We start from the raw sequence: 14,936 nt of genomic DNA, 5'->3' as shown, positions 1-14,936 counted from the left end.
GCAAGCGTTTACTCATTTTCGCATTCAGCATGAAACTGAACGCCTTTATCCACACCGAAACCTACTCGGTGCAGTCGATTGGCCCCTGTTTGCTTGAGTTAGAGCGCGAGACCGGTTACGCCCGTTCGCTATAAAAAATAATTAGCAACAGTTTTTGTGAGAAGTCTTCATAGACAAGCCAGATTAAAAGTTATTTCAAGATGGTCTTTAAAAAATTCTCTCTTTTAGTTTGGAGCATATGATCCAACTCTGGTTGCCATGTGGGAGATGAAAGCATCGCACCAAAAAAATGATTCATTGGTTGATTGAGTACACGCGTGTAGTAATCTGACGGTAGAGAACCCTCGATGTGGCGATTTAAAACCCCGAATCCCAAGCGTTGACTTCGGGGTTGTGTAATAAGTGTGCTGTTCTTTAGCCAGTCTTCAAAGCTACTGGCATTGTTCATTGTTGTAACTAATTGCTCAACTAATTCTGGTGAAGGTGATGCTGAGTTGAGCTTTGGTATCTGATCATTTGATTGTATCGAAGATTTTTCTAGCAGCAACCGTCGTTCTTGAGGTAAAAGCCAAGCAAGCATAGCATTACGGCCAATAACGTTTGTCGGTAATGTCTCAACCATGAGAGTTCTTTGTTGGGAGAGCTTTAACAATGTTTGTCCGGTCGTCGAAAAAGTCTGCCAGTCCTTTTGAGCTGACTCATAGTCCCCCTTCCACCAATATAGTGTGCCTCTTACTTCTTGCCAATAATTTGCTAACTCTGAACTTTTCGAAGTTGTTATTAGCTGAGAGTAATTTTGTTCTAATTGTTCAAACACCTCGTCTTTAAGTGTAGATAGATCGCTCAGTTCCCAGATTGGGCTGGTCATAACCATAGGAAATCTAAGGATTTCTAACACAAATGCACTTACCGCCTGTTGTTGTTGACCATTGGCTAAAAGTGCTCGTCCCAGTCCAAAAAATACTCCTTGTTTAGCGGGCATTAATTTAGCCGCATCAGAAAATGCCGTAACGGCTTTACCTTGATCAGTTTGGATGAGTAGCCAGCCCAAGTTAGATTGACCAAATTCTTGGTAAGGGGCGACGACATTGGCTGTTTCAAACCATCTGATAGCAGCGCTTCTTAGAGCATCACTGGATTCTCCGGTAGTTTGATAGCTAAAGTCTCCTAAGGTCCAAGCTAGCATGGAGGGATAGTAGGGTTCCCAGGGCGCTAACTGATGAGCCTGTTTTAAGGCGGTTTCAAAACCATCAAAGTTACCGCGCTCAAGCTGATCAAATCCTTGTTTAGATATGGCCCATGCCCTATGTACAGGAATTAACCAAAGATTTATAGCTAGGATTAAACCGATTCCTGCGCCTACCCAGAGACGAGAGGATAACCATCTGGATTGCCCACTAACTAGAATTGGTTGACTCTGCTGGGGCTGGTATACCTTAGCCAAAACAGCCAGATTCACAACCAACACGCCACTGATAGCGAGCGTATCTAGCTGATAGTCTGTAAGGCTCATTAGGCCGTAGGCAAATAAGCTTGAGATTAAGCTCCAAACTAATGCAGAATTTATAAAAGATTTGGACTCTGTCCGATACCAATGCCAAGTCAGCCAGATCATGAGTCCTGTGCAGCTTACTAGAGCGGCTATGCCCCAAATTCCTAACTCTGCCCACAGTTGGGCGGGGGTGCTGTGGAGCTGAAAATGCAACTCGGCCTCACGGCCTGCCCAGTAGGGGCGATACTTTTGGTAGAGCTGTAGCACACTGCCAGGACCAGCCCCTGTGAAGGGATGGTCTATTCCGATGTGCCAACCGATGACATTGGTGATGATGCGATAGCCTAACTCACTGTTGTTGGTTTTGCCCTGTAGGAGCGCTAATAGTGGTTGACGTACACGGCTGTTGCCCAATGTTGTGGCTACTAAAATGCATAGCATTAGGCTGCCAGCGGGAAGCACGATCCGTTTGGGTAATGGGCTGTGAAAAAGGGTGATGACCAGTGAGATCGCAACCGTCAACACCAATGCCATCAAACCACCGCGAGAACTGGCCGTATAAAGATCCACCAGTCCTAGGCAACAGCCAATGATCCAGAGCCAACGCTGCCAACCCTTATCGGTAATTGCGAGGCCAAATAACAAGGGTAAAATCAATACCAAGTAGCCCGCCACATAATTTTGATGGCCGAGAGGATACCAATTGCGCAGACTGGTGACACCAAAATTAAACTGCTGGGAGACGCCATAGGGCTCTAGGGCCGCTAATCTGTCGAGTTCTGGTAAGTAGGTTTGAAACAGCCATAACCCTAGGCTTAAGCCGATAAAAACGATGCCTAGCAAGGCCTGAAATTTGAGTAACCTCATTGCTTGTTGAGAGGTTTTGAGCCACCCGGAAAGCGCATAAAGGGCTGCAATTCCTCCCAGCGCAGCCCATGAATACCAAAGGGCCTGGTTAGGAAATTCAGCGAAGAGGGTCGATAGACCTAACCCGATTACCAAAAGCCCCATGGGCCAATCCAATCCTGAGCCCAATCTAAATTGGGATAGGGGCTTAAACCACATTTGCCACAATAACCAGATAATCGGTAGTGCTAAGGCCACCTGCCACACTGCCACCCAGGGCCAGGACACCATCAAAGAGTGGCTGCTGGGTAGCAACGTAAATAGAATGTAGAATCCCACTGTCAGCAGACCGATTAAGTTACCATCTGCGGTTTTAGATGGGATTTCTGATGGTGTTGTTGGTTTGGGTAGTGACGCTGGCATACGGTTGCTTAGGATGCTTCTAGGGGTGATGGGGCAGTAAACTGAAAATTGTTACGGGTGGGATGGGGCAATCCTAAGGTTTCAGCTCGGATGGTTTCAACTAGCTGATCCAATGGGGCAAATTCCCGTGGCCATGCCAGAGTAAAGAGTTTTAACGATAGGGGTAATGAAAACTGTCGTAGGTCATCAGGCAATAGAATCGATGAAATTTTCTGAGCGTAGTAGCTACGATATAGCAATGCTAAGGCAACGCGCTGATTGTTGGAGACTGGCTGGGTGGTGGATTGGAGCCAATCTCTGAGATCTCGATGGGTGGTGATGTGAGACTGTAGCATTGTCTGGTCGGCGGGTTTAAGATCAGCGGTTTTTAGGTACTCAGTCAAATACTCGGGCCGTAGCCATGCTTTTAGCAAACGACAACTGGATGCATCCGCAGGGACAGAGGTAATGCAGTCATCGAGTAAATGGTCGGCGGTGTCTGGTGCTGTCTCGATGTTAAATAATGCCTGGGTTAGCAGACGTTCGTCATGCTTAGCTTGAGAGGTTGCTTGATTTGTAGATCCAGGCTTGTTTTCGGTGCTCCCCAACCACCATCGTAGGGCCATGATGTGGGTTTCTAGGGCATTTTTCAGGGGATGATTGGATTCCAGGTTGGAAAGAACTGTTTGATAATGTTGCAAAGCCTGGGCAAATACCTGGGCTTTGAGCAGGGCTAAATCCTGTTGCCAACTGTCAAACAGTAACACCTGGGGATTGATTAAGCATTCCAGGGCGAAGGCTGCAATGGCAGCGTCTGTATTCCCCAGCTGTTGGTAAGTTAGGCCGAGCAAATAGTAGCTAAAGTTTTTACTTCTTGGACTTAGTTGCACCACCTTAGCAATGGCCTGGTGGGCCGTGGTTATATCCCCCGTTTGCCAAGCTAAAACGGCTAAATTTTGGTTGAACCAAATATCGTTGGGGGCGGCGGTGAGTACCTGTTGATATAACTCGATGGCTTGTTCCCGGAGGATAGTTTGGTTGTTATCGGTGGCGGTTTTGGCTAATTCACTTAGCTGTTGCGCCCCTAACGCGCTGGGGGTGGGGTCCCAGGGGGTTAAGGTGGCCGCTTTGTAGAATTTATCATCGGCCTGGGTAAGCTGGCTTTGACGGATGGAGGCAAGGCCTTGGTGGGTCATCCATAGGGCTAGGTCTGAGCGCAGCCAAAATTGACTGATCAAGGCCACCATTAACAGAATTAATAGGCTGCCCCATCGTCTATTGCTTGGGGAAATGACCTTCAAAGCAACCGCATCTGAAGCAACCGCATGTGAAGTCAGCGAATCTCCTAGCCGGGTGAGGGCTGCTAACAACACTATTAGTGTGGCTGCAATGGGAATATTTTCTAGCTGATAATCACTCAGGCTAGAGATGCCATAACCTAGAAAGCCCATGGCTATCCCTAGGCTTAACCGTCTATCTTTGCCTCCAGACAGTTTTTGGAGTTTGTAAATGAGTCTTCCTAAGCAGGTGAGCGTCCCTAGGTAAATTAATGCTCCCCATGCCCCTAGCTCAGCTGTAATTTGTAGGGGTGTATTGTGTAGTTGCTGCACCTGGTTCAGGCCGGTGCCTGCCGCCAAGGGACGATAGCGTTCATAAACCCGTCCCAAGTTGCCTGGACCCAAACCCAACAGGGGGCGATCTTTCAGGATATTAAAAGCAGCCTGTCCCATAAACACCCGATCTAAGGTGGGACCATCCGCCATGACTTTGGGGGTGACTGATGCCACAACGTCTGAACGGTTAGTGTTTGGCACATCGTTGTGCCATGAGACTAAGGCACGAATGCGGGGATTGCTGCCCAACAGGGCCAGGATTAAACAGACCATCACGCCTGAGAGGGCGATGATGCGTAGGCGGTTTTTGCCGTGGCTTTGCAACATGCCACCGACCAAGGCCAGACCTGTTACTGCTATACCTCCTAGCCATGCCCCCCGAGAACCAGAGGCATAAAGGGCTCCAGCAATGGCTAGGCTCAGGGTGGCATAACTCCAGCGTTGCCAGCCGGACTGCAACCATGCCATCGTTGCTGCTATTGGCAAAACCAGTACAAAGTAACCGCCGGTAAAGTTGTGGTGTCCTAGGGGGAATCGGTTGCGAATGGCGTCGTAGAAGTTGTCTGATAGCCACATGTCCGGTGTGGGCCGCCATAGTACCAGGCTGATAATGGCTGCGATCGCACCCACCCCTACCAACCCCTGGCACAGCTGCACAGCCGTAAATCGGCTATTGTGCAATCCATAGAGCAGGATCAAGTAACAGCCCACTAACAAGCTGTTTTGCAGAGCTAGCACTGGAAAGGGGGACAGGCTGCTACCCATAATTAGGCCCACCAGCAGGCCGACCATGAGCCAGTCGAATCCAAACCCCAGACGATAAAAAGGCTGGTTAAACCTCCGCAGTTGCCAGGTACAAGCACCCAACACCAGCCAAAAGGCCCCTTGCCACACCAATATCCACGGCCAGCTCACCATCCGAAAGTAGCTGTCGGGCAACCAGGCAAAGACAGCTAATCCGAGCAGTCCCAAGCCCAAGAGACCGTCATAGGTGGTTAAGCGGTTAAATGCTCCCATAGGTGGTGGTTAATAAGCTCCCAGCCCGGTCAAAACGATACGCAGTGTGGCCACCATAATCTCTAAGTCTAGATTAAGGGACCAGTTATCGATATAGTGCAAATCCAACCGGGCAGCATCGTCAAAGGTTTCAATATCAGACCGGCCCGACACCTGCCATAGTCCCGTAATCCCTGGGAGCACCTGATGGCGAATATGATGCCAGGTGTCAAACTGAGCCACATCTCGCAATGGTAGGGGACGGGGGCCTACTAAGCTCATCTGACCCAGCAATACGTTAAATAACTGGGGTAACTCATCCAGGCTGGTACGGCGTAAGAACTGACCCAACGGGGTGACCCGTGGATCCTCTTGGAGTTTAAACATGATGCCATCAGCCGTTTGGTTTTGCTGCTCTAGCTGAGCCTGCCGCTGGGGCGCATCCCTGGCCATGGTGCGAAATTTCCATACCTTAAACACTTTGCCCCTGAGGCCCATGCGATCTTGGCGAAAGAAGATGGGGCCGGGGGAGGTGAGGCGAATGGCGATGGATACACACACAAACACCGGACTGAGTAGCAAGACCGCCACTGTTGCCAAAATATAATCTAGCCAACGCTTGAGTCGATAATCGATACTCTGAAAAACAGATGTTTCGATCATTAAGGTGGGCAAGCCCGCTACGATTTCCGGCATTCCTCGTCGATACAGCATTTCTCGGCTCGATGGCAGCAGACGTAGGGGAATATTGGCCCGGCGCAGTCGCCAGTATAGGCCAGAGGCCAGTTCCACATCGGGGACATCCTCTGCCAATACCTCATCGGGGCGGGCGGCTAAAATCCTCTGAAAGGTGGGTTCTGTATTGGCCGTTGACACCATGGCTGCCCCCACAACCTGATAGTGAGACCGTCGCTCTAGGGTTTGGGATAACCGATGCATGCGATTTGGTTTAGTGATCAGAAAAACCCGTGTCGGTGACCGGGCTCCCTGGAGGATGGACAGTAGGCCGTTGGTACATAGTCGAGTGACCAGCACTAGGAAGACACTACTGACCCAAGCACTAAAAAAAAGTGACCGGGGGGCATCTAGCTTGGGATCATAAAAGTAGGCTGCTACTAGCGAAATTAAGTAAACGCAGCTGATGAGCTGTGCTGCTCGCAAATAGTCTCTGGCTCTGACGGTGCCCCCATAGAGACCATAGTGGGTGAACAGCAACAGGGTAACGCCCGCAAACAGCCAAAACAAACTGGGCAGTCCTAGCCATACCCACCACACCAGCTGTGGAGGAATCGGAGAATAAAATCTATTTAAGAACCGAGCTAATTGCCAGGCCAGGCCCAGGCCAAAGGCATCGCTCAGTAATAGGGCCAGTATCCTCAGACTGTTCCACCTCAAATCCGTCAGAGGGATCGTCCCCCGGGCTGCCCGAATATCTGTGCCCATGGCAAAGAGAAACTTTTGCCTGCGGCCTGGTTTGACGGAAGACGACTCTTTCATTAAATGCCTTGGGAAATCAGCACCCCTAGGGCAAACGTTAACTGGAAGAATGCCCTGAGTATGGTTTTAGGATAGACCGCATCGCTCGATTCATTAACTGCAGGCCAAATAATAGTAAAAATGCCGTATTGTTCACGATGTAGCGTCGCCATAGCCGTCTTGGCTCCTGCCACAGTCGGTAGGCCCATTCTAGGCCCCAGGCCATCATCCATCGGGGGGCTTGGGAGACCGTGCCGCTATGGAAGCTAAATGCGGCTCCGACGCCAATCATTACGGCATTGAGCTTGCCCTGTTGCCTGGCCATCCATTCTTCTTGCTTGGGACAGCCTAGGCCGACAAATACGACGGCGGCCCCAGATTGATCAATGTGGGCAATGTCGGCGGCTTCTTCTGCGGCGGTGAGGGGGCGAAAGGGGGGGGCCTGAATGCCGGCAATGGTGAGGTTTGGAAACTGCTGCTGTAGGTTCTGAGCCAGACGCTGCACCATGGTATCGGTGCCGCCGTATAGGTAAATGGTGAGGTTTTCTTGGGTGGCGCGATCGCACCAGGCCAACATCAAGTCCGGACCATACACCCGAGCTTGGTTAGCAATGCCTAACCGGCGCAAGCCCCATACCAGGGGCATGCCATCGGGGGTTACCAAGGCTGCTTGGTTGAGAATTTGACGATAGGCTCGGTTCCAGTAGGCGGTCATGACCACATGGACATTGGCGGCGACGATGTAGCAGGATTGTTTGGAGTGAGCCCAGCGGGAGATGCGATCGCACGCATCCTCGTAACTAGTACCGTTCAGTCGCGTACCCAGTATCACCCTAGACGAGATATCAGACAGAGCCACAAATGAATCCCAAAATTAATTAGCATCAGGCCCAACTGTCAAAATTGACACATCAGTAATATAGAGTGCCTAAAGTTTAGCGGCTTCATAAACATTCTGGGTTTTTGTTGCTAAAACTGACCATGTGTAACGAGATTTAACTTTTCGATAGCCAGCTTCCCCCATCGCCATCGCCTTGATCGGCTGTGCCAGTAAGTCAATAATCCGGTCTGCAATCTCACCACTCGTTTGGCCAACTAAATAGCCATCAGTATCTTCCGTAATCACATCCTGAATAGCTGGAATCCGTCCCCCAATGACAGGCTTTTTAAAGGACCACGCTTCCGTAAAGACGCCGCCAAAGCTTTCTTGATTGGATGGCACACACAATAAATCACATGCTGCCAGGGCATCGGTTTTGGTCTGTAAGTCAACGGTACCTAGTCTTAGGATGCGAGCATCGGCCAATTCAGTAAACACCTGCTCCGAGTTTTGAACGCTGGGCCCAATAAACACAAATCGAGTATCAGAGTATTGCGCCCACACCTGGTCTCGTGCCTGTAGAAGTTGAGAAAACCCTTTGTATGGATAGTGTTGACCTAAGAAAAGGACCATAGGTCCATCGATTCCATAGTGTGTCCGAAATCGATTCCCGTCGGCAGTGTTAGCTAAAACTGGGCCAATGCCCGTAACATGAATTTTTTCAGGGGCTACCTTCAACTCGATTAAGATTTTCTTTTCACTCGGTGTTAATGCAATGATGGCAGCGGCCTGTTGATAAAGCTGAAGATAGGCTCGATAGCGCCAGCCAACCCAGCGAGGGTGGTGAACCGGCGTCAGCACAAAGGGAATATCATAATGGCGAGCTGTTTGCAAAGAGGCGTAACTCAAGCCTTCACGGCCAATGCGAACGTTATGAATTACGTCTGCCTTCTGGGCAAATGGACTAAGTTGCTGTTGAATCCGTCGAGCGATGGGCGGTAAAGCTACTGCCATTAGGGGATAGTAGAATGGTAGCCAAGGCAATAGGCGTAGCTTGTCTAAACGGCCGTAGCCAAGCCGATGGACAGGGATGCTATCGAGCGTATAATCCTTGGCTGACGGTTGTTTGAGCGTAGTCCCCAGCAGCCAATCAGTACGATTATGATCCCAATGGCACATTACCTGAACCCGATTCTTTTGCCCTATGGCCTGCGCCAGAAGATGGGTATGAATTTGTGCCCCACCGATGGAAGGGGGATAGGCCGTTAGGGTATAAAGTAAGCGCATTAATGGGGCATGATAAAGTGTGCTGGATTTAGCTTTCCCAGAAGCTATCTAATGCAATTGATATGTCGCACGAGTGTATATAAGCTGTCGCTGCTTTTCTTCATCCAATGCTCCCCCATGTTATGACTCGATTAGTTATCCTACGCCCTCTGTTTAAAGACTATACCTATACCATGCGGCGAGGATTAGCTAAGGGCTTAAAGCGTAAAGGCGGCATGAGCTTTGTGCCGTCATGGGGAACACCTTCCAAAGAAGATGAGTTTTTGAAACAGCTTGATCTAACTGGCAAAACCGTGTTCGATATCGGTGCGTTTGAAGGTGTGTTCACCCTATTTTTTGCTCAGGCTGTTGGCCCAACGGGGACTGTCTACACATTTGAGCCTAACCCTATTAACTACAGCCGCACTCTAGAAAATGTAGTGCTGAACGATTTTAACCATGTCCAGGTGTTCAATACGGCCCTAGGGGAGGTCGCAGGCCGATTAAGTCTAATGTTTAGTGCTTTTGAAGCTGGTTCAGGAAGCTTGCACGCCGAGGTTCAGACCAAGTTCTCTGATGCCGATAAGCCCCTGCAAGCACAGGTATCTGTCGATACCCTTGATAATCAGATGACCACCCATAATCTTTCAATACCAGATTTGATTAAACTAGATGTGGAAGGCTTTGAACCAAAAGTTCTTCGCGGTATGCAATCGCTACTAGCAAAAGTCCGGCCTGCTTTCTTTATTGAACTCCATGGATTTATGTTGACCACAGAGAGAACAAACTATTGGCGGGAGCTGGTTGAACCACTTCTGAGTCTTGGTTATGAAATCAAACATATAGAAACAGACCAGTCGATCTCATTAAAAATGACCACTCCTCCCCTAAGTGGCCATCTCTACTGCCAGGTAACATAACTCAATTTAGATCACATAAACTATCAATGTGTTGAGTGTTGAGTCAATAGTTGAACATGTTGCTGAGTCAGGGTAGTTTGTTCAAAATCATAGCAACGCAGATAACCCGATTCAATGAGTTGTTGTCTCCAAGATGAATTTTGAAGTAGCAGAATCATAGCATCAGCCAGGGTAGTAGGTTGATTGTCCGTAACCAGTAGACCTGATTTTCCCTCTTCTAATACTTCACGGGGACCTACTGGACAGTCGTGGGCAATCACTGGGCAGCCACAGGCCATGGCTTCTATCAAGACTCGACCAAACCCTTCATAATCTGAGCTAAGTAAGAATAAAGCTGCGTTAGCAAAAAACGGAAACGGATTAGTTTGGAGTCCGGCTAAAAATACACTGTTTTGTAAATTTAGCCCAGCAATTAGCTGTTGCAGTTCAGTATATAGGGGGCCATCACCGATAATTACCAAACGAGCATCAGAGGGTAATTTTGGTTGGGCCTGCTGGAAAGCAAGAATAGCCAGATCAAATCGCTTTTGTTGACTGAGGCGACCAACGCAGAGAACAGTGGTTGATGTGAACCAGGATTCCATACTTTGCGGTAGTGCTGCTTGGGCTTGTATTTGTATTTGTTGTAGATCAAAGCCGTTGTAGACTAAAAAGCTTTTTTGTTTGTCAATGCCTAGGTCTTTGGTCGCGTAGGTCAGCAGTGCCTTTGAGACACAGCGAAGGCCACTAAGATGAGGGTAAAGACTGCGAATTAGCCAGTGGTGTAACGGTGAAGAATTTTGTTTGATCCAGGAATCTAGATGGACTTGTAATTCGGCGTAGACAGGCTTTTTTGTTAGCCAACCAGCGATTTGGCAGGCATAGGTAGGTGTGAGCTCTGAGACAGCAATAATGATGTCACATTGGATCGCTAATTGCGTCAGACAGCGGATCTTGCTTAATAGGTTACCTTGTTGGGCTAAATCTAGGTTGCATAGGTCGAGCTGACTAAACCAATCTGTGCGGCGAGGTACAACCCAATGAGCCAACAGAACAGTGTGCTCCGCTTCTCGTAGAGCTTCAATTAGAGGTAGTGTGGCAAGGGCAGACCCACCAATTTCTGGAAAACGTCCAACAAATAAAAAACGCATTAGGTTTGTTGCCTTGAACTAGATTCATCAAGGCATTCAGACGGTTGATTTAAGGCTCTCAACCACCATTGCAAATAGCCCCAAATTTCAGCAACATTAATAGCAAGCCACTTTAATAGTTCAATTTTTAGACGTTTCTGACGTGAAAGAGAATTTATAGCAAAGGGTAGGCGTTCCCAATGGAGGGGACGGGGAACAAGTAGCATACGCCCCATACGCAAAATATGACGACTACCTAACCAACCACCGCGTTGTTCACTTTGACAAAGAGCAAATACACCTCGTCCACTACGACGACCTTTTTCCCATACTGAACTAAAAACGTCTCGTGGGGGGTGGCTGACGATAGATTTTGATCCATATTGGATAGAAAACCCAGCCATGGATGCGCGACGATTCCATTGCATATCTTCAAAATAATCAGTATGAAAAAATCCAACTGTTTCAAAAACTTTTCGGTGAGCAAATAGATTTGCAGTAACAGCCGATTGAAAGGTTTCAACTAAAAATTGTTGGTTCAGATTGTAGACAGCATCCAAGATGGCAGCAGATGAGGACTTAGCTGAAAGAGGCGAGAATATAACTGAACCAGCAATGCGATCGCATCCCCATTGCGTCAAGTATTTTACTCCCTGCTCCACCCAGTCAGGATTAGGAACACAGTCAGCATCAGTAAATGCAAAAATCTCCCCAGTTGCAGATTGCATAGCTCGATTGCGTGCAGCTCCTGCATTTTGAATTTTATGTTCGTAGACAATCTGGACTCCAGTGAATGAACTGGCTAACTGATCTGAACCATCATGAGAGTTATTGTCTGCCACAATGATCTCTAATCGATAGCTTGGGTAGGTTTGCTTTTGTAATGCATTAAGCAAGGTAGCTAGGCTCTTAGCACCGTTATGGACAGGAATAATAATACTAACTCTCGGTAAGTTAGAACGCTCTAAGAGCGGGAGACTATCAACATTCTGAGTAGTGTTTTTGGGATTATCCATTTGATCAAACTGATTAGCCCTAGGCGACTGTAGGAGCGTATAAATACCAGCATACCCAGTGGTCCCCAAAAGGTTATGCAAAAATGCCAGAATCCAGGAATGTAAAAGGATGATTTAGGACTAAAGAGTTGTTTCCAAAGCTCAATAATAGCTGTATCTGATCTGAGCCAACTAGGACTGCCAGGATTTTTGGAACATTGTGCACGTGCACGATCTGTTACAAGTAGTCTGAATCCTACCTGTTTAAGCCGCCAGGTATATACTGTGTCCCCTTGATAGTGGGGTAGTTTCTTAGCAGGAGGAAATCCAACTTTGTCGACAGCACTCCGTGGTATGCAAGTCAGGTTACCGCTTAAAGAATCACAGTCCACCTCACCATGGCGTGGCGGTAAAAGGGGCTTGTGGGTCAAACCTATGCGTTGTTGTCCTCCATAGGTAGGTTGCTGATAACGTTTGGTTTCATAGCATTGGGCCGCTACTGCACAGGGCTGATGCTGAACGCAAGTATCGATGAGGGTTGAGATCGCGCCTACTGCTGGCAACGTATCATCATTCAGCCAGATAAAATAATCAGCCCCCTTTTTATAGGCATATTCCATGCCTAACTTGATTGCTCCAGTCCACCATAGATTGCCATCTCCCTTGATGACTTTAACTTGAGGATATTGGATTGTAATAGCTTCAAGTGAACCATCAGTACAACCATCATCGACAATAACTACTGTGCAATATGAAAAAATATCCTGTCTGATTAATTCAGCTAAACATTTCAGAGTAATAGTTTGACGGTTATGAATAGGAATAATAATGTAAACGACCAGCTTAATACAGTCTCTAACTTTCTTTAAGCTCATCAATAACTAAAGCTAATTTAGCAGCTTCCAAATTTAGACTAATAGGGTACTTTCTATCGTCAATTGATATGGAACGTCTAGACCAATCGTTAAAACTACAAAGATTAGAGGAACCCGGAATCCACTCTTGTATATCCTCAAATCCAGCCTCTGACAAGTATGAAAAAAGACTCTCTCTAGTAAAAACATTATAGTGAAAATTATGTTTATAATCTTGGCCGCCCATAAGAATTTTAATAACCTTTCTTATGTCTCTATCTACGCCATTATATATATTTAGAAATAAGTCAAAATCGGGGACAGATAAACGCAATTTTCCACCGATTTTTAGAACGCGAAACCATTCTTTTAATATATCTTCAACGTTATGAAAAGAGAAGTGTTCCAAGCAATGGGACGCATATATAAGATCAACACTCTGATCCTTAAATATGCTTAGATCACTGATTGGACGTATGTAGTGAACATGCTTGAATGGAGTCAGATCTACATTTATAAAACTTGGATGATCAACTTGTCCACATCCAAGATGAAGAAAAACTTTATTGTCAGGGTTGTCGGGAAATTTAGGTCTCCTAAGTTGTCTAACCAAAATTGATAAAATCAGCTTTGCCACAATCTTAAAGTTGTAAATATTCTTGTGAAATGTAGTTTTGTTTTTGCCAGGAATTATATGGATTGCTTCTTTTATAATTTCCTTGCCATAAATAATGGTTTTTGATTTAATTATACTTAACCTAGATTGTTTGTCTCCTCGATAGCGAACATTAAACGTAATTTTGTCGGCATGATCGTTGAGTGAAATTTTAGGTAAAGGAACGACTTTCTCTATATTAATATGATTTTTTGGAAGGTTAGAAAAATATAGCTCAGAGTTTTTTGTATGAGTTGCATTATCTCCAAAACCAATATTAGAGACAAGATTCACATTGGGTATAATTGAAACTCCTTGATTAGACCAACAGGCAAACTGCCAAGCGTAATCCCAGTGAACAGATTTTTTTTTATACACCCTTTCAAAGAAAAAATGCCAATAATTTTGTTCTAAAGAAGTCTTACAATATTTTTTAATTAATCGTGTTTTCTTCATTTCTGGCCAGTTTGAAAGATTGATGTCGAACTTTTTCCAAGCTCTTTTCCAGGTAGCCCATCCCCAGACCGGACAATATTTAGAAAAATAGTAACCATTGATATCTGATGGTAGATTTGGAAGAAAATTGCTCCCACCTATGTGCATGATATTGGAATTATCTTGATAATGTTCTAGCAAAAATGTGCAAAACTTGAAGAAAGATAATTCAGGGAGGCAATCATCTTCTAGGATTATGGCACGCTCTACATGCTCAAAGGCCCATGAGATTCCTTCAGAACATGCATAGGGAGACCCTATATTTCTTTCGTGAAATCGAGTGAAAACCTGACATTCCCAGTCAATTCTATTGATAATTGAGCGTGTTTTTTCACAATCTTCGGCCTCTTCAGGATTTCTTGGGCCATCAGCTATAATAAATAACTTTTCAGGTTTAGCCTGAGCTATCTTGGAAAATACTTTTTTTGTTGAACTAATTCTCTTGAATATAAGAAAAATCACTGGTGAAGATCTAAACATTAATCACTTCCTCTGTTTTTTAACTCAGTGCTCATTTTTTATGAAAAATAAAGTTCTTACTACTTTAGCTAAAAAGTTATAACCAACTTCTTTCATGAAAAGAATTATTTCTCCTGCTTCTGAGTTTTCTAGATTTATATTTAGAAGATCCCATGAAATAGTCAAGTCTTTATCCAAAGCCTCGATTAAAACAATGTTAGGCCTGTATTTTTCCCAATTATTTGACTTTAAAACGTTTAAATCAAAACCTTCAACATCAATGTCGAGAAAATCAATAACAGGATCTATTTCGTGGATATGAAGGTCTAAAATTTCGGCAAGAGTGAAGGTTCTAACCTTTTTTTCTTCTTCCCATCTCCATCCACGCTTTTTGTGTCGCTGATAAGCTAAGTAAGTGTCACAGGGTTAACGAAGAAATAAGGATCTTGGAGTTAGGGAAGCGATTACAGTTGAGGGATGAGTAAATCGTTTGACCTATTCGGGCACCAGATCGCCCAATCAGACTGGGAAGCGACGC

At 46.2% G+C, this 14,936-nt stretch carries 10 protein-coding genes and 1 pseudogene; 1 reads left to right on the top strand and 10 read right to left on the bottom strand.

Going from position 1 to position 14,936, the window contains the following annotated elements; genetic code table 11:
- Positions 1 to 190: 190 nt before the first annotated feature.
- The 5 genes from VB741_RS13260 to VB741_RS13240 all read right to left on the bottom strand — a co-directional run bounded on the left by VB741_RS13260 (position 191) and on the right by VB741_RS13240 (position 8,932).
- Positions 191 to 2,167, bottom strand: a complete 1,977-nt coding sequence (locus VB741_RS13260; RefSeq protein ID WP_323365661.1) for an O-antigen ligase family protein — start codon at positions 2,165 to 2,167, stop codon at positions 191 to 193.
- 602 nt (positions 2,168 to 2,769) lie between these two features.
- Positions 2,770 to 5,370, bottom strand: a complete 2,601-nt coding sequence (locus tag VB741_RS13255; protein WP_323365660.1) for an O-antigen ligase family protein — start codon at positions 5,368 to 5,370, stop codon at positions 2,770 to 2,772.
- A 9-nt stretch (positions 5,371 to 5,379) separates the two neighbouring features.
- Positions 5,380 to 6,846: a sugar transferase gene (locus tag VB741_RS13250; protein WP_323365659.1), complete on the bottom strand. Its 1,467-nt coding sequence runs from the start codon at positions 6,844 to 6,846 to the stop codon at positions 5,380 to 5,382.
- A gap of 37 nt (positions 6,847 to 6,883) precedes the next feature.
- Positions 6,884 to 7,684 carry a WecB/TagA/CpsF family glycosyltransferase gene (locus VB741_RS13245; protein ID WP_323365658.1) on the bottom strand — a complete coding sequence of 267 codons (801 nt, stop codon included), beginning with the start codon at positions 7,682 to 7,684 and terminating at the stop codon, positions 6,884 to 6,886.
- A gap of 69 nt (positions 7,685 to 7,753) precedes the next feature.
- Complete coding sequence (locus VB741_RS13240; RefSeq protein ID WP_323365657.1) at positions 7,754 to 8,932, bottom strand: glycosyltransferase family 4 protein; 1,179 nt, start codon at positions 8,930 to 8,932, stop codon at positions 7,754 to 7,756.
- A 122-nt stretch (positions 8,933 to 9,054) separates the two neighbouring features.
- On the opposite strand from VB741_RS13240, the gene VB741_RS13235 reads away from it, so the two are divergent.
- Positions 9,055 to 9,831, top strand: coding sequence for an FkbM family methyltransferase (locus VB741_RS13235; protein ID WP_323365656.1), 777 nt, complete (start codon positions 9,055 to 9,057; stop codon positions 9,829 to 9,831).
- Positions 9,832 to 9,854: 23 nt separating this feature from the next.
- Here VB741_RS13235 and VB741_RS13230 read toward each other — a convergent pair whose 3' ends face one another.
- The 5 genes and pseudogenes from VB741_RS13230 to VB741_RS26400 form a co-directional block, all read right to left on the bottom strand.
- Positions 9,855 to 10,961 carry a glycosyltransferase gene (locus VB741_RS13230; protein ID WP_323365655.1) on the bottom strand — a complete coding sequence of 369 codons (1,107 nt, stop codon included), beginning with the start codon at positions 10,959 to 10,961 and terminating at the stop codon, positions 9,855 to 9,857.
- Entirely contained in the window at positions 10,961 to 11,956 is a 996-nt protein-coding gene (locus VB741_RS13225; protein WP_323365654.1) for a glycosyltransferase, read from the bottom strand. Before VB741_RS13225 ends, VB741_RS13230 begins: the two co-directional genes overlap by 1 nt.
- Positions 11,905 to 12,810 carry a glycosyltransferase family 2 protein gene (locus tag VB741_RS13220; protein WP_323365653.1) on the bottom strand — a complete coding sequence of 302 codons (906 nt, stop codon included), beginning with the start codon at positions 12,808 to 12,810 and terminating at the stop codon, positions 11,905 to 11,907. Before VB741_RS13220 ends, VB741_RS13225 begins: the two co-directional genes overlap by 52 nt.
- Positions 12,791 to 14,419: a class I SAM-dependent methyltransferase gene (locus tag VB741_RS13215; protein WP_323365652.1), complete on the bottom strand. Its 1,629-nt coding sequence runs from the start codon at positions 14,417 to 14,419 to the stop codon at positions 12,791 to 12,793. The genes VB741_RS13220 and VB741_RS13215 overlap by 20 nt, the downstream gene beginning before the upstream one ends.
- Before the next feature lie 24 nt (positions 14,420 to 14,443).
- Positions 14,444 to 14,764, bottom strand: a pseudogene (locus VB741_RS26400) (FkbM family methyltransferase); the annotation flags it as partial.
- Positions 14,765 to 14,936: the final 172 nt, after the last annotated feature.

Source organism: Leptothoe sp. PORK10 BA2 (genome assembly GCF_034932105.1).
Taxonomy (GTDB): Bacteria; Cyanobacteriota; Cyanobacteriia; order Phormidesmidales; family Phormidesmidaceae; genus Leptothoe.
Note: the sequence above shows the minus strand (reverse complement) of the source record. Positions and strands in the feature narration are given on the sequence as shown.